The sequence below is a fragment of the Bradyrhizobium sp. CIAT3101 genome (assembly GCF_029714945.1).
Lineage (GTDB): Bacteria > Pseudomonadota > Alphaproteobacteria > Rhizobiales > Xanthobacteraceae > Bradyrhizobium.
Genome location: NZ_CP121634.1, coordinates 5,700,569 through 5,719,467 on the forward strand (window position 1 = coordinate 5,700,569; position 18,899 = coordinate 5,719,467).

Here is an 18,899-nt window from a genome sequence, read left to right on the forward strand (position 1 = left end):
TCGGTCCAACTAGATTCCGCCATTTGTGCACCTCGCGGTCGCGAATCACACCATTCACAAGCTGGGTGGAATTTACCTGACTCAGCGTTTCCAATCTCTGAGACTAAACTCCGGCGCTTCCTCTCTTCCGGTGCAGAGACGCCGCCCCTTCAACTCAAACATCGCGCAGCGGTTGCCACACTCCCCGCTTGACCAGCAATGGAATGAGAACTTTCGACAGCTGATCTCAGTAACCAAGGGCGATGCCATCCCGTCGGGGATCAGCCCCGCCTCTGAGAAGGCCACGTCTACGGTCGATCCATATCGCCTGGGCAGTTCCGAGTGGATTTGACGCTCGCGTAGGAAGATGCCCCAACGCACGAAGCCCCTCGACGATCTTAGCCGGAACAGTCGCTTCGACGTCCAGCACGTCGCCGCGTGCGAAGATACGCGGTTGGTCGATCGCTTCTTGCACTGACATTCTGTGATCAAGAAGGTTCGACAGCACCTGAATCTGTCCAATCGGCTGGAAATGCCCCCCTGTCACACCGAACGACAGCACGCATTCGCCGCCTCGCGTCAGCATCGCAGGCAGGATGGTGTGCATTGGCCGCTTGCCACCAGCAAGAACGTTGGGATGGCCGGGCTCGAGCACAAAGCCGAAGCCGCGGTTGTGCAGCAGGACCCCACATTCGGGTGCCACGATGCCGCTGCCGAAATCGTCAAAGATCGAGTTGATAAACGAAACTGCGGTGCGATCTTTGTCAACGACGGACAGGAACACCGTGTCTTTGTGTTCCGGCATGGTGATCGGCGTGACGTCAGTCAGCCGCCCGCTCGGCGATATCCGGCGAGCGAGGATGTCGGCACGAGCTGACGAGGTCATGCGCTCGACCGGCACATGCCCGGCATCGGGATCGCCGACAAAGGCGTCGCGCTCCGCATAGCCAATGCGGGCGATCTCGGCCAGGAGATGATAGCGCTCCACCGACACGGGAGCAAAGTCCGCGACATTGTAACGGTCGAGCAGACTTGCCATGGCCAGAGCGGCAACGCCTGAGCCATTCGGCGGACACTCCCACAGTTCAAAACCACGGTAGGACGCTGATATCGGCTTCTCGTAACGCGGCCGGAACGCGGCGAAGTCCTCGACGGTGTGAAAACCGCCGAGCGAACGCAGCGCTTTTACGATGCTTTCAGCAATCCATCCCTCGTAAAACACGTCCGCCCCTTGTCTGGCGACATCCCGAAGGGTGCGAGCCAGCATTGGCTGCGCGCGCAAATCGCCAGGAGCCGGCGCTTCGCCGCGGTGAAGAAAGACGGAAGTCGTCGCAGCAAGGCGAGAGAGCTTCGGCATGTGCCTCGCCCAGTCCCTCGCGAGCCGCTCAGCGACGGGATAGCCATTCTCCGCGGCGGCGATCGCAGGTGCGAATAGTCGCGCGAGATCAAGCGTTCCGTGATCTTCTGCCAGGCGAGCCCATGTCCGTACGGCACCTGGAACAGTAACTGTGTGCGCACTCTCGGGGTCGAGTGTCGTCACGCCGGCTTCTGCGAGCCGTTCGACACTCGCCGCTGATGGCGCGGCTCCGGATCCGTTGAGAGCTATGACCGGCTGCCCTTCCCGCTTCAGAAGAACGAAGCAGTCCCCACCCACGCCCGTCTGGGTTGGCTCAACGACAGCAAGCATCGCTCCGGCCGCCACGGCTGCATCTATGGCGTTTCCGCCTTCGCGCAGCACGTCGATGGCGGCCAGCGTGGCTAGCGGGTGCGTGGTCGCGGCCATTCCGTTGACGCCGAATGCTTCGGAACGTCCTGGCGACTGGAAATCTCTCATGTCAGTACCAGCACCGTACGTTTCGCAATTTTGCCGATCTCACCTCCCTCGGATCTCAACCCCGATTCGAATGATCTCAGCGCAGCCGCGGGTTAACAAAAAACGCCGGGGCAACAGCCCCGGCAAGTTTGGGAGATAGCGAGTCGAACGCAGCTTCCCAGAAAACTGAGCTTGGGCCCTATCAATACTGCGGTTGACGGCGAGAAACGCGTCTAAATGCTCTCCCATTTTGCAAGAATGTTGCAGGTTGGGGCCGCAAGTCACAAAGCCGCCTTGCGAGATGCCGTTCTGTCAGGGAGACGAATGCGGAAACTTTGTCGATGGCGATGGACGATCGATCGAAGCGCGCGACCTATTTGGTCGTTTTTTCCGTGGGCAATTTTAGGCCCATCGACGCTTTCACGCGATCCATGACCACCATCGTCTTGAAATGCTTGACGTTGTGATTCTCGAAAAACAACCGCTTGGTAAGGTCTTCGTAATCTCGCATCGAAGCGATGGTGATCACCAACAAGAAATCCATGTCGCCAGTGATGTAGTAGCATTGCTGGACTTCCGGGGTTGCAATGAATGCCTTCTTCGCAGCCTCGAGTAGATCAAGACGCTCGCTCTCGATGTGCACTTCCACGAGGATCGTGATCGGTAGACCCACGGTCTCCGGATCCAGGATGGCGACGTTGCTTTCGATGACACCGCCCTTCTGAAGCCTGCTGATCCGGCGTTGAACGGCCGCAGCGGACAGATTGACCATGTCTCCGACAGTGCGCTGCGGAGTCGTGTTGTCGCGCTGAAGAATTTCGAGGATTGCTAGATCATATTGATCGAGGTCGTGCACCCCGAGCTTCTTCAGCATCAACGCCTCCATCGTCCAGTAAGCCTCTCAAGCTAAAAGCTTTTTTGAGCCCGCGCGCAATATCTTTTCGACGAGAATCCCCGCATCTCGGTCCTCTCGCCGCTCCCCTTTTCGTCGACACCCCCGACCGGAGCTTGCGGCACTCCCCTCGAAATGGTGCTCCGAACTATTTCGAGTGAACCACCACAATTCGTTCGGCCAACCCCGAGAAATCGAGGGAAGATTGCATTCGGCAGCTTGACTCCGAGCGCACAACTCGGCGACGCCGCAATACTGATCATATCCGAATATGCAATTTCTTGAGGGACAAGAACCGCGACACGGGAGCGGCGACCTGTGCTCGCAGTCGGCGATTTTTCCTTTCCGGAGCTCTGATGTCTAGCGTTGCCCAGCCGGCCACGAGGGAAGATGCGATTGCCGCCGCGCGACGCTATGTCGTTGACGGCGACTTCACGGCCGAGATGGCCCCTCGCATTGCCATCCGTAGCGAAAGCCCTCGAACGGACAGCCGCGACGATCACCTTCACTACTTGAACAAGGAAATGCGTCCGCTCCTGGAGCGGATGGGCTTTTCATGCCGGGTCATCGAAAACCCGGTCGAGCAGCGTCTGCCGGCTATGTATGCCGAGCGGATCGAAGATCCGAGACGCCCCACCATTCTGATCTACGGCCACGGCGACGTTCTGTGGGGCATGAGTGGCGATTGGAAGGACGGCCGCGATCCCTGGATACTGGATGAAGCCGGCGGACGCATCTACGGCCGCGGCACTGCGGACAACAAGGGTCAACACTCGATCAACCTGGCTGCCTTGCGCATCGTGCTGGACAGACGCGGCCGGCTTGGGTTCAACACCAAGGTGCTCATCGAGATGGGCGAAGAGACTGGTTCGCTCGGGCTCGCCGAACTCGCGAGAAACCATCGCGATCTGCTCAAGTCAGACTGTCTTATCGCTTCCGACGGCCCCCGTTTGGCGGCAGGTGCACCGACCCTGTTTCTCGGTGGTCGAGGCAGCGTTGGCTTTCGTCTGACCTGCGAGATCCGCGAAGGAGCATATCATTCCGGAAACTGGGGTGGCCTGCTCGTCAATCCCGGCATCAGGCTTGCCCATGCGATCGCCACCATCACCGATCCGACCGGCCGCATCGCGATCCCGGAATGGATACCGCATCGCATGCCGCCCGAGATCCGCGCAGCCCTGAAAAAAATCGTCCTCGAAACAGGCCCCGATGATCCGGCGATTGACGACAACTGGGGTGAGCCGGGCTTGGCGGGCGCGGAACAAGTCTATGGCTGGTGCAATTTCGAGGTCCTAGCCTTCCTTTGCGGTCGGCCTGATGCCCCCGTCAATGCTGTGCCGGGGACCGCTCAAGCAACATGTCAATTGCGTTACGTCGTTGGCGTCGATCCGGAGAAAGTGCTTCCCGCGTTGCGCGCGCATCTGGATGCGCGAGGGTTCTCCGACGTGACATTCGAGGAAATCAAGGAAGACTTCTATCTTGCGACCCGGACCAACCTCGACAACGGCTGGGTTCAGTTCGCCCTCTCGTCGATGGAAACGACGCTCGGTCGCGAGGCATCTTTGTTGCCCAACTTTGGTGGATCGCTGCCAAACGAGGTCTTTGCCGAGATCATCGGCATGCCGACCCTCTGGATCCCGCACTCCTATCCTTCCTGCTCCCAGCATGCACCGGACGAGCACATGCTCGTCAGCGTGGCGGAGGAAGGAATGCAAATCATGACGGGCCTGTTCTGGGATCTCGGAGAGGCGGCAATCCGAGACGGGCAACCAGTCGCATCGGCGGCGGCCTGACTGTAGCCGCTCCTCGCTCGGCTTTCGTAGAAGAACGGTGATGCCATTAGGCGCACCCAAGAAAATCAAACGCATCGCATTCGACAGGGAAGGAACGACCATGGTGACTTTTGGATACGCCATCACGCGCGCAGGCAGGCCGCACTCAAAACTGGCGGTCGCGCTCGGCGCGGCGGCGCTGGTAGCAGCGATGGCAATCGCTCCACTTGGCGCCCAAGCGCAAACCCAGAGCGGTCAGAGTACCTCTGCCTCAGACAAGGTCGACACACTTGGAGCCATCAAGGCCCGCGGATATTTCATCTGCGGCGTCGCAGGCGATCGACCCGGCTTCAGCTTCCCGGACAGCAAAGGCGTGATGCAAGGGCTGGATGCGGACATCTGCCGCTCGGTCGCAGCCGCGATCTTCGGTGATCCGGAAAAAATTCGCTTCACCTCCCTCACCAGCTTGACGCGCTTTCCCGCTCTCCAATCCGGCGAAGTCGACATGTTGGCTCGCTTCACCACGTGGACGCTCACTCGCGAAGCCAGCTTGGGTCTCGACGTCGCCTCGATCTATTTCTATGACGGCCAGGGGTTCATGGTGAAGAAAAGCCTGGGCGTAAAGAGCGCGCTGGAGCTCGATGGCGCTACCGTCTGCGTGACGCAGGGCTCGACAAGCGAAGCCAACATGGTCGACTTCTTCCGGACCCACAATCTCGCACTGAAGCCCATCGTCATCGAAAAGGTCGAACAGGTCCGCGATGCGTTGGCAAACAACCGATGTGACGCCTATACGAACGATTCCTCGCTACTCGGCTCCCTGAAACTTTCGATGGGCCCAGCCGGCGACGAATACATTCTTCTTCCCGACATCATATCAAAGGAACCGCTCGGAACTTTCGTCCGCAAGGGCGACCAACGGTTCTTTGACATCGTTCGCTGGACTTACATCGCCATGCTGACCGCCGAGGAAAGCGGCATCGCCAAAACCAATATCGACACCTTCCGGAAGACACGAGACCCACAGAATCAGCGTTTCGTGGGCGAGACCGGCGATCTAGGCGCCGCTCTTGGGCTGGATGCACAATGGGCCGTTAATGTCGTCAAGGCCGTCGGCAATACCGCCGAGCTGTGGGACCGCACCATCGCCAGCCTGGGTATTCAGCGCGGTGCAAACCGCCTCGCGAAGGATGGTGGCATTCAATACGCTCCTCCGATGCGTTGATGCAGGCCCGAGAAGACGGTCTTCCGGGTCCTCTCGCCTTGCGATCCGGAAATGCCCCCCTATTCCAACCCACTCATGGAAGTTCGTGGCAGAGCGACATGACGACACTCAACGACGGCATACAAACGCACACTCGTCGAGCAACAGTGCTGGGCTCACTTGTTTCGAACGTCGCCGTTCGTAGATTCGTTTGGCAAGCGCTCGCTGCGCTCGCCTTGTTTGGAGCTGTCTTCTGGCTCGCCGGAAATCTCCACCACAATCTTGCAGCGCGCAACATCTCATCAGGATTCGGCTTCCTTACTCGCGAAGCGGGTTTGCCTATTGCCGAACACTTGATCGCTTACACCCCGGCAGACAGCTATTTCCGCGCGCTTCTCGTAGGAACCCTGAATACGCTGTCGGTCGCGTTCTGGAGCATCATCCTTGCGACCATTCTCGGCACCGCAATCGGTGTCGCACGCACTTCGAAGAACTGGCTGCTCGCCAAGCTTTCTTCCATTTACGTCGATCTATTCCGGGACGTTCCGCTCCTGCTCCAGCTCTTTCTTTGGTACACCATCCTCCAGAAGCTACCGCCCGTTCGGCAGGCTCTAAATCCCGTCGCCGGCGTTTTTCTGTCGAATCGCGGATTGAGCTTTCCCGTCGTGGATTGGCAAGCCGCGCATGGTTGGACACTGGTCGCCTTTGTTCTCGGCCTTCTGGCAACGACGCTGTACGCAAAGAGAACGTCCCGCAAGCAACTGGATGATGGCCGCGCAAGGTCGTTCTGGCCGATAGCCATCACCCTTCTGGTCGCCATCCCGTTCGTCGTCGGATTCTCGCTCGGCGCATCTGTGACTCTCGATATGCCTCAGCCGAAAGGCTTCAATATTCGCGGCGGCGCGACCGTTTCCCCCGAATTCTTCGCACTTCTCGTCGGTCTCGTCGTTTACAATGCCGCGTTCATCGCCGAAATCGTCCGATCGGGACTGGAATCGGTAGGCCGCGGGCAGCACGAAGCGGCTCGCGCCCTCGGGCTCCATCCGAAACACATTCTGACTTGGATCGTATTTCCGCAGGCCTTGCGCGTCATTGTGCCTCCGTTGACCAGCCAATATCTCAATGTGACCAAAGGCTCCTCCCTCGCCGTCGCGATCGGCTACCAGGACATTGTGTCCGTCGCGACAACCTCGATGAATCAGACAGGCCAGTCCATCGAGCTCGTGGGCGTCATCATGGGCGTCTATTTAACGATCAGTCTTTCTATCAGTCTTCTGATGAACATCTACAACGCCCGTGTGGCTTTGGTGGAGCGCTGACCATGGTTGCTTTGGTTGAACACATCGTCAATCCGACGCTCATTGAAGCGCGCGAACGCCCGGAATTGATCGGTGGCGGCTTCTTCGCTTGGGCGCGGGAGAACCTCTTCTACTCGTGGCCTTCCTCGCTCACGACACTGGTCTTGCTGGTGGCCATGGCGAAGTTCGGAATCTCGCTGTTCCAATGGGCTTTTCTTGACGCCGTGTGGCATGTTCCAGCCGGTCCACAGGGCCCCATTACCGATAGCTGTAGAGCGCTGGGAAGTGGAGCTTGCTGGGCAGTAATCCGGGAGAAGCACCGCTTCATCCTGTTCGGTACATACCCCTTCGAGCAGCATTGGCGGCCGGCGATCGTCATTGCCCTTTTCGTTGGATTGTTTGTCGTGTCTGCGATGAAGCGATTCTGGCGCATCGAACTCGCAGCACTGTGGGGCCTCACCCTCCTCCTGATAGGACTGCTCATGTGGGGCGGCGTATTCGGGCTCACATTCGTCTCCCAGGCGAACTGGGGCGGCCTGGCGCTTACGCTTATCATTGCGACCATCGGAGTCGCGATCGCGTTTCCGTTGTCAGTCTTCGTAGCCCTTGGCCGACGCTCGGATCTCCCATTCATCAAGTGGCTCTGCGTGGCCTACGTCGAAGTCATTCGCGGCGTCCCTCTGATCACCCTTCTTTTCATGGCAAGTGTCATGTTTCCGCTGTTGATGCCCGAAGGCGTCAATCTCGACAAACTTGTGCGAGCCCAGATCGCCATCATCCTCTTCTTCGCTGCGTATCTGGCGGAAGTCGTGCGCGGCGGCCTGCAAGCGCTTCCGAAAGGGCAGTACGAGGCCGCGTATGTATTGGGGCTTTCCTATTGGCAGAGTTCAAGGCGGATTGTGCTTCCGCAAGCCTTGCGGACAGTCATTCCGCCGCTCGTCAACAACTTCATCGGCTTTTTCAAGGACACCTCTCTGGTCCTGATCATCGGCCTATACGACCTTCTGCACTCGGCACAGGTCGCCGTTGCCGAACCGGCCTGGCAGGGATTTGGCGTGGAGACCTACATCTTTGCCGGCCTGATCTACTTTGTCTTCTGCTTTGCAATGTCGCGATACAGCCAATGGCTGGAATTCGGCCTCAGCATGCAAAGACACCGCTGATCATTGATCACCCAAAAGGCATCTTGATCGTCATCCACGCGCAAGAGCCAGATACGAGGAAAGGGACTTCAAGTGATCCAACCAGTGATCGCCGAAACTGACCCGACAACGAAGGCAACTGCCGTTTCGATACAGAAGGTCAACAAGTGGTACGGCAGCTTGCACGTACTTCGCGACGTCGATCTCGATGTGGCGGCCGGCGAACGAGTCGTGATCTGCGGTCCTTCAGGCTCGGGGAAGTCCACGCTTATCCGCTGTATCAACAATCTTGAGGAACATCAGCAGGGCACGATTGTCGTGGACGGCATACAGGTCGACCACAACATCGCCCATCTGGATGCCGTTCGCCGGGAGGTCGGGATGGTGTTCCAAAGCTTCAATTTATTCCCGCATCTGACCGTTCTCGAAAACTGCACGATTGCACCTATGCTCGTGCGCGGCGTCGCTCGTGCAGACGCCGATGCGCAAGCTAGAGCCTACCTGGAGCGCGTCCGCATTCCCGATCAAGCCAATAAGTTCCCGGGACAACTTTCGGGCGGACAGCAACAGCGCGTCGCCATCGCCCGCGCCCTATGCATGAAGCCCAAGATCATGCTGTTCGACGAACCAACGTCGGCTCTCGATCCGGAGATGGTCAAAGAGGTGCTCGATACGATGGTTTCGCTCGCCAGGGATGGCATGACGATGATTTGCGTCACCCATGAAATGGGATTTGCTCGCGAAGTAGCCGATCGCGTCGTGTTCATGGACCATGGCCAGATCGTCGAATCCGGAAGTCCGCAGGCGGTGTTTGGCCAACCAAAGAGCGATCGGCTCAAGCTATTCTTAGGTCAAGTTCTTAGACAACACTGATCTTTCGATGTGCCAACTCGGGAAATTCCGAGCCGATGGATCGATTGACAGAGCGGGAGGCTGCGGTTCGCCGAGGGGCTGGTCCCGGAGGCGGCTCTAGGGATGGATGGCAATGACTCCTGCGATTGACGCAACTCGCCCAATCGAAAGACGTCCCGTCGCCCAGCCAGCACAGATCCCGTCCTAAGATGAAGAGACCGGGAAAGATCAACGCGAGCAACCACACTGCCTTTTAAGGAGGACTACACTCATGCGACATTCGGATTTGTACTGTTCGACGCTCGCGAAACGCCACGACATGTTGCGCCGTGCCCTGCGTACGACGATCTGCGCAGCAGCGTTCGCGATCGCGCCGTTGGCCGCTCAAGCTCAGGCACAGAACTCCCCCGCAGCGACCAGTACGGTAGACACGCTCGGTGCCATCAGGGCCCGCGGATATCTGATCTGTGGCATCTCGGGGGACAAGCCCGGCTTTAGTTTCGCCGACAGCAAGGGCGTCATGCAGGGGCTCGATGTTGATCTCTGCCGTTCCGTCGCAGCCGCAATCTTCGGCGATCCCGCGAAGGCGCGCTTCACTTCTTTGACTAGTCTTACACGCTTCCCCGCACTGCAGTCTGGCGAAGTCGACCTCATTGCGCGATATACGACTTGGACTCTCACTCGTGAGGCCAGTCTCGGTCTGGAGGTCGCTGCAGTCTACTTCTATGATGGCCAAGGTTTTCTCGTAAAGAAAAGCATTGGCGCAAAAAGCGCGCTGGATCTCAACGGCGCATCCGTCTGTGTGGAGCCTGGCTCGACCGGCGAGGTGAACCTCGTCGACTATTTTCGAGCCAATAAGCTTGAACTAAAACCTGTTGTCATTGAGAAGCTAGAACAGATCCGCGACGCGCTGATGAGCGACCGCTGCGACGCCTACACGAACGATAGTGCGCAACTGGGTTCGTTCAAGGCGACGCTGGGTCCCGCGGGCGACAACTATGTCGTGCTCCCCGAAATCATCTCGAAAGAGCCTCTCGGACTCTTCGTCCGCAAAGGTGACCAACGCTTTTTCGACATCGTCCGATGGACACATGTCGCGCTGCTCACCGCCGAGGAGTTCGGCATTACCCAATCAAATGTAGAGACGTTCCGTAAGAGCGCTAATCCCCAAATTCAGCGTTTCATGGGCGAGACGAACGATCTCGGTGCGACTTTGGGCTTGGACACCCAGTGGGCTGTGAACGCAGTTAAGGCGGTCGGCAACTTCGCCGAGATCTGGGATCGCAATATTGTACCACTGGGCATTCCCCGCGGCATCAACCGCCTCGTGAAAGATGGCGGCGCGCAATACGCCCCGCCGATGCGTTGATCTCAACGAGATGCATTTCACGATGATCGCTTTCCGGGTGGATCTCCACCCGGAATACCTCTCGGCGGTGATCCAACGCAGGTCTCAACACGTATGCACGCACATTCCAAGGAGGCAAGCCAATGACCGACTTCGCGACGCTGGACCGCGAAATGACGGAGTGGAGACGGGATCTCCACCGGCATCCAGAATTCGGGTTCGAGGAGCGCCGCACTGCAGCTTTCGTGGCAGCAAAGCTCCGCGAATTTGGTTTAGACGACGTTACTGAGGGGGTCGGCGGTACGGGAGTGATTGGCACGCTGAGGCGCGGAACGGGCAATCGCTGCATCGCGCTGCGCGCCGACATGGACGCACTACGCATCTCTGAGCAAGGAGAGATTGGTCATCGGTCACTCAATCCCGGTGTTATGCACGCGTGCGGTCATGATGGTCATACCGCGATGCTTCTTGGCGCCGCCAAGCTTCTGTCCGAAGAAGGTGGGTTCGATGGCACCGTGCGTTTTGTCTTCCAACCCGCCGAGGAATGGGGTCGAGGGGCACTCGCGATGCTCGACAACGGTTTGATGGAACGGTTTCCGTTTGAGGAAATTTATGGCCTCCATAATATGCCAGGTCTTGCGGTCGGCCACGTGCAAACCCGTGTTGGGCCCATCATGTCGGCAGAGGACAACTTCGAAATTGTACTGAAGGGCATCGGCAGCCACGCCGCCCGTCCTCATCATGGCAAGGAGACCCTTGTGGCCGCGTGCGCGACCGTCATGAATATTCAGTCGATAGTGTCGCGGCGGCTGAGCCCGACCGATATCGGTGTTGTCTCGGTGACCGAGCTCATTACCGACGGCACCCGGAACGTGCTGCCAGGACTAGCACGAATCCTGGGCGATGCACGCAGCTTCCGCCCCGAAGTCAGCGCGGAGATCGAGGCCCAGATGCGTGCGATTGCTGAAGGAACCGCCCGCACCTACAATCTTTCCGTCGAGGTTACATATACGCGCGAGTTTGTGCCGCTCCTGAACGACCCTGCCCTCGTCGAGGAAGCGTTTGCTGCTGCACATACCGTCGCTCCGCCAGAGAATGTCGCGACCGCGCATGAACCTATGACTGGATCGGAAGACTTCGCACGGTTTCTGGCGCACGTGCCGGGCTGCTTTCTGTTCATAGGCAATGGCACGAGCTCTGCTCCCTTGCACAACCCAAGCTACGACTTCAACGACGAGGCGCTTCTTACCGGCACCAAGCTCCATGTCGCAATCACGCGGCGTCGACTACCAGAGGCATGACGAACGATCAGATCTGACGATCAAAACGGGTCGCAGCAGCTGACAAACCAGCCTGAAGGCGGCCTCATGGAAGGTGGAAGGGTGGCAATGACTATTGCGATTGACGCAGCTCGCCTGATCGAGCGTATCGAAGAACTGGGCGGGATCGGCCGAGACGAAGCCGGTCGCCTCTGCCGTGTTGCCGGCACCGATGCCGACCGCGAGGGGCGAGACCTTCTTTGTGAATGGTTGAAGCAGGCGGGCTTGCGGATCGAAGTCGACCGCATTGGTAACATCTATGGCATCTGGGAGCCGGAAGATGCTTCAGGTGAGCCGGTCGTAATGGGATCCCATATCGATACGGTCATCGATGCCGGCATCTACGATGGCTGCTTTGGCGTGCTGGCGGGATTGGCAGTGATCGAAGCAATGCAGCAAGCGAGCCTTCGACCGGCCCGGCCTCTCGCCGTAGTCGCCTACACCAATGAAGAGGGCGTACGCTTCGCTCCTGACATGATGGGCAGCCTCGTCGCGGCAGGGGGACTCGCTACCGACGATGCTCTGGCTGCCATCGGGACCGACGGAACCACCCTTGGTGCGGAGCTTGCTCGCATCGGCTACGCCGGATCCCGAGAACCGGGATTCCTACGACCCCATGCTTACGTCGAACTTCACATAGAACAAGGCCCTGTCTTGGAAGCCGAAGGCCTGCCTATCGGTGCCGTCGAAAATCTCCAGGGCATTTCGTGGCAGAGGGTGTCAATAGCGGGCACGGCAAACCACGCAGGAACCACGCCCATGGTGATGCGTCGCGATGCAGGTGTTGCAGCGGGACGAGTTATCGCCTTCCTTGATGACCTGGCGCGAAGAACGCAGGACGCCGTGGCGACGGTCGGCACCATCCGGTTCGAACCGAACGCGATCAATGTGATTCCTTCAGCCGCTGTCTTCACTGTCGACTTAAGGAATCCCGACGAGGATCGGCTGAGATCTCAGGAGGCGGCGCTTCAGAGGTTCTTGGACGGACTTGTCGTCGAAGGCTATGAGGTAAAGACCGAGCGTTTGGCTCGCTTTAAGCCGGTGATATTCGCGCCTGAAATTGTGAGCGCCGTTGAGGAGTCCGCTGGCCAGCGGCAGCTGCTCTGCCGGCGAATGACGTCAGGCGCAGGTCATGACGCACAAATGATCGCGCGAGTTGCCCCGGCGGCAATGATATTCGTGCCGTCAAAGGACGGGATTAGTCATAACCCCGCAGAGTTCACGGCCGATCATGAGCTGATCGCGGGCGCTAACGTCCTTCTCGACGTCGCGAGGAAGCTGAGCCAATGAGTAGTACGGCTCAACGCTTGACCCGACGCACGCATCGAACATCGCCAACGCGAAACGCTCATTTGACGGGGTGAGCGAGAGGGAAATCTGCGATATCCGGCTGAAATTGCAGCGCCGTGATCGCATTGAGGACGGTATCTATGATGAACTCGCTCAACGGAAGATGACGCCATGTTGCTCCGCAATACTCTCAGTGAATATCGTTCTGCACTCGATCCTTCCGATGCCGACGCTCTCGGCATTGAGGCGGCTCAAGCGGTGGAGCGCTTTCTTCAACATCGAGAGGGGGCGACCCCGACCCCACTGGTTTCACTTCCGGCTCTTGCGCGTCGCTTGGGTGTCGAGTCCATATACCTCAAGGACGAGGGACACCGCCTTGGTCTCGGCAGCTTCAAAGCGCTCGGAGGAGCTTATGCCGTCATCCAGCTTGTCCTCGAGTTGGCGTCGAAACAACTCGGCCGTCCGGTCGACGTTTCCGAGTGGCGCTCACCTGAGGTGGCCGCAGTCGCCGCGGGACTAACGGTGACCTGTGCTACGGACGGCAACCACGGCCGGTCGGTCGCACAAGGCGCCCAACTGGTTGGCGCAAACTGCGTCATCTTTGTCCATGCGGGCGTTAGTGAGGAGCGATGCCGAGCTATCGCCCGCTATGGTGCTCGCATCGAGCGCGTTGAGGGCAACTACGATGATTCCGTTGCGACGGCTTCGAGTGTCGCCAACGAGCGGGGCTGGATCGTGGTTTCCGACACATCGTGGCCTGGTTACGAACGCATCCCGCACCTTGTCATGCAGGGCTATACAGCGCTACTGCGTGAGGCGCTTGCCGCACTACCCAAACCTCCAACTCATGTGTTTATTCAGGCTGGCGTCGGCGGAATTGCCGCAGCGGTTGCCGCACATTTTGCGCTCGTCTTCGGAAATGACAGACCCTTCCTTACTGTGGTGGACCCGTCGCGAGCCGCCTGCCTTTTTGAGAGTGCCAAGGCCGGCCACATCATAAAGATTCCGCATGACAAGCCGACGGTCATGGCGATGCTCGAATGCTACGAGCCATCCCTGGTTGCCTGGCGAATCCTCTCCCGCGTTGCCGATGCTTTCATGACCGTTGAGGACGACGAGGCGATCGCGATGATGAAGGATCTCGCCTATCCCATTGACGGCGATCCGGCGATCGTCGCCGGCGAGAGCGGCGGCGTCGGTCTCGCTGGATTGGCAAAGGTGGCGGGTGATCCGGCGCTACGTGCGGAAATCGGACTCGGCCCAGATGCGAGTGTCTTCCTGATCAATACCGAGGGCGCGACTGATCCGGTCCTTTATGGGAGGATCGTGGGCATTCCGCCTGAGGACGTAACAGCAAGCGTTCCGAGGAAGACTTGAGGGGCACCGCAGTGAGCCTGGGTATATTGCCATCGCAGTTCAGTCGGGCCTCGTGTCTTGCTTCGCCTCAATGGGCGCTGCCAAGCCGCCCGCCCCTCTGGTCCGGCACTTCAACGAATTTACGCGGACCTCACATTACCAAAGAACGACGATCCACCACGAGAACCAGGTGTGCAGACGCCTCCCGTGCATCCGCTGCGGCCCTTGAACGAGACTCCACGTAGCGATGCCTTCGTATCGGAACTTCAAACCAATTCTTGGAGATTACGATGCCCTATCTCGAGTTCCCGCTATGCTCGGACGATCAACGCACCCCGCGTTAGCAGCAATCGCTCTGCAATCGCAGCAATCGCTCTGGGGTGGCGAGGCGACTGGTCGGCTAGATCGCCGCGGTGTCGATCCCAAAACCCCCAACGTTCCAATCTCCGACCGCCACGCCCGCGGCGATCGTCGACGCCTTGAAAGCGGTCGCTGGCGATCCGCCAAAGGTCCGCGCAAGCTTTGCCAAAGGCAGATGCGTCCGCGGCACCTACGTCCCGTCGGATCGGGCGGAGGAAATCACGAGATCCCGGAGCTTCACGAGGCCATCGCGCGTGCTGGCGCGCTTCTCGGTCGGCAGTAGCCATTCCATTGCCACGAATAGAGCCCCCCTTCTACTGCGTGGCTTCAGCTTCAGGCTCGGGGACGCTCACCACAGCTCGGACATTCTCACACAAAGTGCTCCCGTGCATTTTGCCAAGACGCTCGAGCAGATGCTGGCTTGCCTCAAGGCGCACATTCCGGGACCCGACGGCAATCCGGATATCGAAAGGGTCAAGGCATTCTCCGCGGCCAATCCTGAAGCGATGTATCAGGCCAGCTACATCACCGCGCACCCTCTGCCCCGGAATTTTGCCGGCACGACCTATTGGGGCGTGCATTCATTTCCCGCCACGAATTCGGCCGGTGAAACCCGATTCATCAAATTCAAGGTCGCGCCCGTCGGCGCCAACGTCTCGCCGGCGGAAAGCGGCGTTATGGCAGACTCCGACAAGCTCCTGCACGATGACATGGAGCATCGGATCACCAGCGGCAACGTCCGCTTCAGCCTGATGGCGCTGCTCGATCGTCCCGGCGACCCCACCATGGACGTGACCATCCGCTGGCCCGACGAGGACGATCGCGACGAGGTTCGGCTGGGAACGATCGTGATCACCGGCCTGGAGCCAGACCAGGCCTGCGATGCCTCCATATTCGATCCGGCAAATCTCGCCGAAGGCATTGCCCACCCGCCCGACGAGATCTTCGCGGCGCGGCGTGCCGCCTACGCCCTCTCGCTGGCGAAACGTCGTTGATCGGAGAATACGCGTGGCATGCTCCGAATCAGTTCTCGCTTTCCTGGATGCCCAGTGATCCGCGGCGCCATGTCGCCGGACTCACGCCGACCTGAGCCGAAAACACCTTTGTAAAGTGGCTCTGGTTGGCAAACCCGACCGAGATCGCGATTTCGGACAGCGGCAGGTCCTTCACGGTCATCAACTGCTTCGCCGCGTTGACGCGCTGGCGAAGCAGCCATTGGTGCGGCGGCAAGCCGGTCGAGACGCGAAACGCGCGCGAAAAATAGCTGACCGAGAGACCGAACTCAGCGGCAACCTGCTGCAACGAAAGTGTTCCACCGAGATCAGCGTCGAGCTTTTCGTAGACCCGCTTCAACTGCCATGCTGCGAGACCGCCCCTCGACACTTTGACGCTCGACCTCATTCCGCCATAGGTCTGTGCAGCATGCGCGGTGAAGGCGAGCATCATGGAATCGATGAAGAGCTGATTGGTCTCAGCCGGTCGACGCAACGCTTGCATGAGCGCCCCGCCAATATGACGCATGACCGGGTCGTCATGGCCGACGCCGAGTTGAGCAGGGAGCTCGCCAACGCGCGCCGCGCCAGACTGCTCAGCGATACCGTCGAGCGCCGAGCGCGGCAAGTAGAAATGGAGCGCATGGAACGGCTTGTTGATGACGAAGCGCACATCGTTCTTCATGTCGTACAGATATGTTGCACCCGGACGGATATCGTACTTGATCGCACGCGTGCCGCGCTCCCAGACCTCGCAATTCGGGTAATCGTAAAGCATCAGGGTGACAACATTGGCATCCTGAAGACCCATCTCGCCGGAGACGCCCGGCACCGGCGCATCATCCCGGGTCTCAGTAACGGCTATCTCGGCGTTACGCAGCGACCGCGTGATCAACGAGACCGGTTCTTGCTCCAGATGAAAAAACCGCTTCACGGTCTGACCGTAGAACCCCGTCGACTTCATGTGCACCGCTCCCTTGAGTGGAGTTGGCCGGAATGAGTGTTATCGTCAACCGGGCCGCGACCATCGTGAGAATCACGAAGCAACCCTCCCGAGAGCAGCGCGTATCGTCACATATCCTCCTCGGAGATGCCTAGCGATTCACGTCGCCATGCCGCCGGACTGGCGCCGACCTGGGCCGAAAACACCTTCGTGAAGTGGCTTTGATTGGCGAACCCGACCGAGATCGCGATTTCGGACAGCGGCAGGTCGCGCACGGTCATCAGCTGCTGGGCCGCCTTGACGCGCTGGCGCAGCAGCCATTGGTGCGGCGGCAAACCCGTGGAGATGCGAAACGCGCGCGAAAAATGGCTGACCGAGAGATCGAGCTCCGCCGCAATCTGTTGCAGCGCAAGAGTCCCGCCGAGATTCGCATCGAGCCTTTCGCAGGCTCGCTTCACCTGCCATGGGGCGAGACCGCCGCGCGCCGGCCCGGCAATGTTATCTAGCCCACCATAGGCCTGCGCGATGTGCGCGGCGAACGCGAGCATCATGTGATCGATGAAAAGCTGGTTTGCCTCGCCCGGACGAGCGAGTGCTTCCAACAGACATGCCCCGATATGGCGCATGACCTTGTCATCATGGCCGAAGCCAAACTGACAGTCGAGGTCGTCCACACGCGGTGCGCGCGACTCTTTCGCAAGGCCGTCGAGGGCCGAACGCGGAAGATAGAACTGCATGGAATGGAACGGCTTGTCGATGATAAAGCCCGGATCACTCCTGAGGTCGTACAGATACGTCGTCCCGGCCCTGACGTCCGCCTTCATGACACACTTGCCGTCGTCCCAGAGTTCGCAGTCCGGATAGTTGTGAAGTTTCAGACTGACGAGATAAGCCTCATCGGCCACCGAGCCGGAATGGCCTGGCACGGGATTGTTATCTTGCGTTTCGGTGACCGCGAGATCGATGCCGCGCAGAGAACGCGTGACGAGCGACGGCGGCGCACCCTTCAGGCGCAATTGTTGCCTGACCTTCTCTCCGAAGGCACCTGCGCGTGACATATCGTCGGCCCTGTTCCTTGAGTTGGACCGAGGTGGTCGGCCGGAATCGGACTCACTATCGAAAATCGGCAAGCAACCGTCCAGACCTGCTCTCAAAATGTGATTGCATCGAGCGAGACCCGATCAGATCTCGACCGCAAGATTTCCAGAGCAATTCCAATGTGATCTGGCCTCCTTACGGCGGTGTCCCCTGGTAGACCAAGGCGCGGTTCCATCGTGCGTTTGTGAAAACCGGACAGCCTAGCCAAGGGCGTGCGCCACTCCTTCCACGGTGATCGCGGCGCTGGGCAGGCAAGGCATCGGACGTCATTTGCCTGCTGCATGTGTGGACGGGCACCCGAAGCTCGTTCGAGCAGCCGCGGCATCGAAACCCGCCTCCGTGAGGTTTCTCGCAAGCCGCTTGCGTGCGTAAAAGATCCTGCTTTTCACAGTGGCCTGCGGAATGCCAATCATACCGCTGACCTCGGCGACAGATTTTTCGCGATAGTAAAGCAGCTCGATGATCTCCCGATGCGCCGGCGAGAGCTTGTCGATGCACGCGCGCAGGATGCTCTTCGTTTCCTCGCGATCCAGCGCCATGTCTGGCGTATCCTGGGCATCGACGACTCCAAGCGCATCTGCCTGATCGAGATCCTCGTGCGTTCGCTCTCGCCATGTGCCGATGGCCTTGAACCGGGCGATCGAGAACAGCCACGTAGCTACGCGCGCGCGGTTTTCGAACCTGTTCGCAGAACGCCACACGTCGAGGAAGACCTGATTGACGAGATCGTCGACGACCGCCGGATTGCGGGCCAGGCGCTGGATGAATCGGGACACCCTTTCCCGGTGACGGGCGAAGATGATGTGCATGGCTGCCTTGTCGCCCTCCGCAACGTTCTTAAGCAGCATCTCGTCGCTAGCATCTTCCTGCACAAAGCGGCGATCCATTTTGCGATCGCCCGATGCGCATGGAGCAGCCGGCTCTGAAGCCCCTGTCCAGCAAACGGCGTAGACCAGCCTGTCATCGGCTACGGCGTTGGAGGGGCCACTCAGCGGCTTCCAGTTGCCGTCGACCTTGGGGGGACTGACTGTCGACCGCGTCGGCGCGTGGCCTAATGAGCGGGCCCTCAACCGAGGTCGATGCGACCTTGCCGTGCCCCCCTGTGGCTGCTCCTCGGTGATGGACATCACCCGCTCCGCTCTTTGACGAGGTGGCGATGACGATGGGCCACATGACGCCGGGCGGACTATCCTACGAGGGGTTCGGGTTCCTAGTCTGCGGGTCTAGGGTGCATAAGCCGA

15 protein-coding genes are annotated in these 18,899 nt (G+C 59.4%); 10 read left to right on the forward strand and 5 right to left on the reverse strand.

Features of this window, described 5'->3' with window-relative positions; genetic code table 11:
• Positions 1-226: 226 nt before the first annotated feature.
• The gene (ggt, locus tag QA645_RS27115; RefSeq protein WP_283044579.1) at positions 227-1,813 is read right to left on the reverse strand and encodes a gamma-glutamyltransferase; all 1,587 of its coding nucleotides are present in this window, start codon (positions 1,811-1,813) and stop codon (positions 227-229) included.
• Positions 1,814-2,165: 352 nt separating this feature from the next.
• Positions 2,166-2,666 (reverse strand): Lrp/AsnC family transcriptional regulator, encoded by a 501-nt coding sequence (locus QA645_RS27120; RefSeq protein WP_254130602.1) that lies wholly within the window; start codon positions 2,664-2,666, stop codon positions 2,166-2,168.
• 374 nt (positions 2,667-3,040) lie between these two features.
• Here QA645_RS27120 and QA645_RS27125 point away from each other — a divergent pair, with 374 nt between their 5' ends.
• The 10 genes from QA645_RS27125 to QA645_RS27170 all read left to right on the forward strand — a co-directional run bounded on the left by QA645_RS27125 (position 3,041) and on the right by QA645_RS27170 (position 15,620).
• Positions 3,041-4,477 (forward strand): M20 family metallopeptidase, encoded by a 1,437-nt coding sequence (locus tag QA645_RS27125; RefSeq protein ID WP_283044580.1) that lies wholly within the window; start codon positions 3,041-3,043, stop codon positions 4,475-4,477.
• 40 nt (positions 4,478-4,517) lie between these two features.
• Complete coding sequence (locus tag QA645_RS27130) at positions 4,518-5,681, forward strand: amino acid ABC transporter substrate-binding protein (protein WP_283044581.1); 1,164 nt, start codon at positions 4,518-4,520, stop codon at positions 5,679-5,681.
• A 98-nt stretch (positions 5,682-5,779) separates the two neighbouring features.
• Positions 5,780-6,979: an ABC transporter permease subunit gene (locus QA645_RS27135; RefSeq protein WP_283044582.1), complete on the forward strand. Its 1,200-nt coding sequence runs from the start codon at positions 5,780-5,782 to the stop codon at positions 6,977-6,979.
• Between the two features lie 2 nt (positions 6,980-6,981).
• Positions 6,982-8,121, forward strand: coding sequence for an amino acid ABC transporter permease (locus tag QA645_RS27140; protein WP_283044583.1), 1,140 nt, complete (start codon positions 6,982-6,984; stop codon positions 8,119-8,121).
• A gap of 72 nt (positions 8,122-8,193) precedes the next feature.
• Entirely contained in the window at positions 8,194-8,973 is a 780-nt protein-coding gene (locus QA645_RS27145) for an amino acid ABC transporter ATP-binding protein (protein ID WP_283044584.1), read from the forward strand.
• A gap of 250 nt (positions 8,974-9,223) precedes the next feature.
• The gene (locus tag QA645_RS27150; protein ID WP_283044585.1) at positions 9,224-10,321 is read left to right on the forward strand and encodes an amino acid ABC transporter substrate-binding protein; all 1,098 of its coding nucleotides are present in this window, start codon (positions 9,224-9,226) and stop codon (positions 10,319-10,321) included.
• Between the two features lie 122 nt (positions 10,322-10,443).
• Positions 10,444-11,601 carry a M20 aminoacylase family protein gene (locus tag QA645_RS27155; protein WP_283044586.1) on the forward strand — a complete coding sequence of 386 codons (1,158 nt, stop codon included), beginning with the start codon at positions 10,444-10,446 and terminating at the stop codon, positions 11,599-11,601.
• Positions 11,602-11,688: 87 nt separating this feature from the next.
• Positions 11,689-12,909 (forward strand): Zn-dependent hydrolase, encoded by a 1,221-nt coding sequence (locus QA645_RS27160; RefSeq protein ID WP_283044587.1) that lies wholly within the window; start codon positions 11,689-11,691, stop codon positions 12,907-12,909.
• 171 nt (positions 12,910-13,080) lie between these two features.
• On the forward strand, positions 13,081-14,286 hold the full coding sequence (locus tag QA645_RS27165; RefSeq protein ID WP_283044588.1) for a diaminopropionate ammonia-lyase: 1,206 nt from the start codon (positions 13,081-13,083) through the stop codon (positions 14,284-14,286).
• 398 nt (positions 14,287-14,684) lie between these two features.
• Entirely contained in the window at positions 14,685-15,620 is a 936-nt protein-coding gene (locus QA645_RS27170) for a catalase (protein ID WP_283053350.1), read from the forward strand.
• 28 nt (positions 15,621-15,648) lie between these two features.
• On the opposite strand, the gene QA645_RS27175 is transcribed toward QA645_RS27170, so the two are convergent.
• From QA645_RS27175 to QA645_RS27185, 3 genes are all read right to left on the reverse strand, one after another.
• Complete coding sequence (locus QA645_RS27175; RefSeq protein WP_283044589.1) at positions 15,649-16,581, reverse strand: AraC family transcriptional regulator; 933 nt, start codon at positions 16,579-16,581, stop codon at positions 15,649-15,651.
• 107 nt (positions 16,582-16,688) lie between these two features.
• Entirely contained in the window at positions 16,689-17,618 is a 930-nt protein-coding gene (locus QA645_RS27180) for an AraC family transcriptional regulator (RefSeq protein WP_283044590.1), read from the reverse strand.
• Positions 17,619-17,924: 306 nt separating this feature from the next.
• Complete coding sequence (locus QA645_RS27185; RefSeq protein ID WP_283044591.1) at positions 17,925-18,545, reverse strand: sigma-70 family RNA polymerase sigma factor; 621 nt, start codon at positions 18,543-18,545, stop codon at positions 17,925-17,927.
• Positions 18,546-18,899 lie beyond the last annotated feature (354 nt).

Bases quoted from the DNA above. Each gene is read 5' to 3' on its own strand.
- QA645_RS27140 (WP_283044583.1), top strand. From the start codon at position 6,982: ATGGTTGCTTTGGTTGAACACATCGTCAATCCGACGCTCATTGAAGCG.
- QA645_RS27175 (WP_283044589.1), bottom strand. From the start codon at position 16,581: ATGAAGTCGACGGGGTTCTACGGTCAGACCGTGAAGCGGTTTTTTCAT.
- QA645_RS27120 (WP_254130602.1), bottom strand. From the start codon at position 2,666: ATGCTGAAGAAGCTCGGGGTGCACGACCTCGATCAATATGATCTAGCA.
- ggt (WP_283044579.1), bottom strand. From the start codon at position 1,813: ATGAGAGATTTCCAGTCGCCAGGACGTTCCGAAGCATTCGGCGTCAAC.
- QA645_RS27135 (WP_283044582.1), top strand. From the start codon at position 5,780: ATGACGACACTCAACGACGGCATACAAACGCACACTCGTCGAGCAACA.
- QA645_RS27185 (WP_283044591.1), bottom strand. From the start codon at position 18,545: ATGGATCGCCGCTTTGTGCAGGAAGATGCTAGCGACGAGATGCTGCTT.
- QA645_RS27165 (WP_283044588.1), top strand. From the start codon at position 13,081: ATGTTGCTCCGCAATACTCTCAGTGAATATCGTTCTGCACTCGATCCT.
- QA645_RS27125 (WP_283044580.1), top strand. From the start codon at position 3,041: ATGTCTAGCGTTGCCCAGCCGGCCACGAGGGAAGATGCGATTGCCGCC.
- QA645_RS27130 (WP_283044581.1), top strand. From the start codon at position 4,518: ATGCCATTAGGCGCACCCAAGAAAATCAAACGCATCGCATTCGACAGG.
- QA645_RS27180 (WP_283044590.1), bottom strand. From the start codon at position 17,618: ATGTCACGCGCAGGTGCCTTCGGAGAGAAGGTCAGGCAACAATTGCGC.
- QA645_RS27155 (WP_283044586.1), top strand. From the start codon at position 10,444: ATGACCGACTTCGCGACGCTGGACCGCGAAATGACGGAGTGGAGACGG.
- QA645_RS27160 (WP_283044587.1), top strand. From the start codon at position 11,689: ATGACTATTGCGATTGACGCAGCTCGCCTGATCGAGCGTATCGAAGAA.
- QA645_RS27150 (WP_283044585.1), top strand. From the start codon at position 9,224: ATGCGACATTCGGATTTGTACTGTTCGACGCTCGCGAAACGCCACGAC.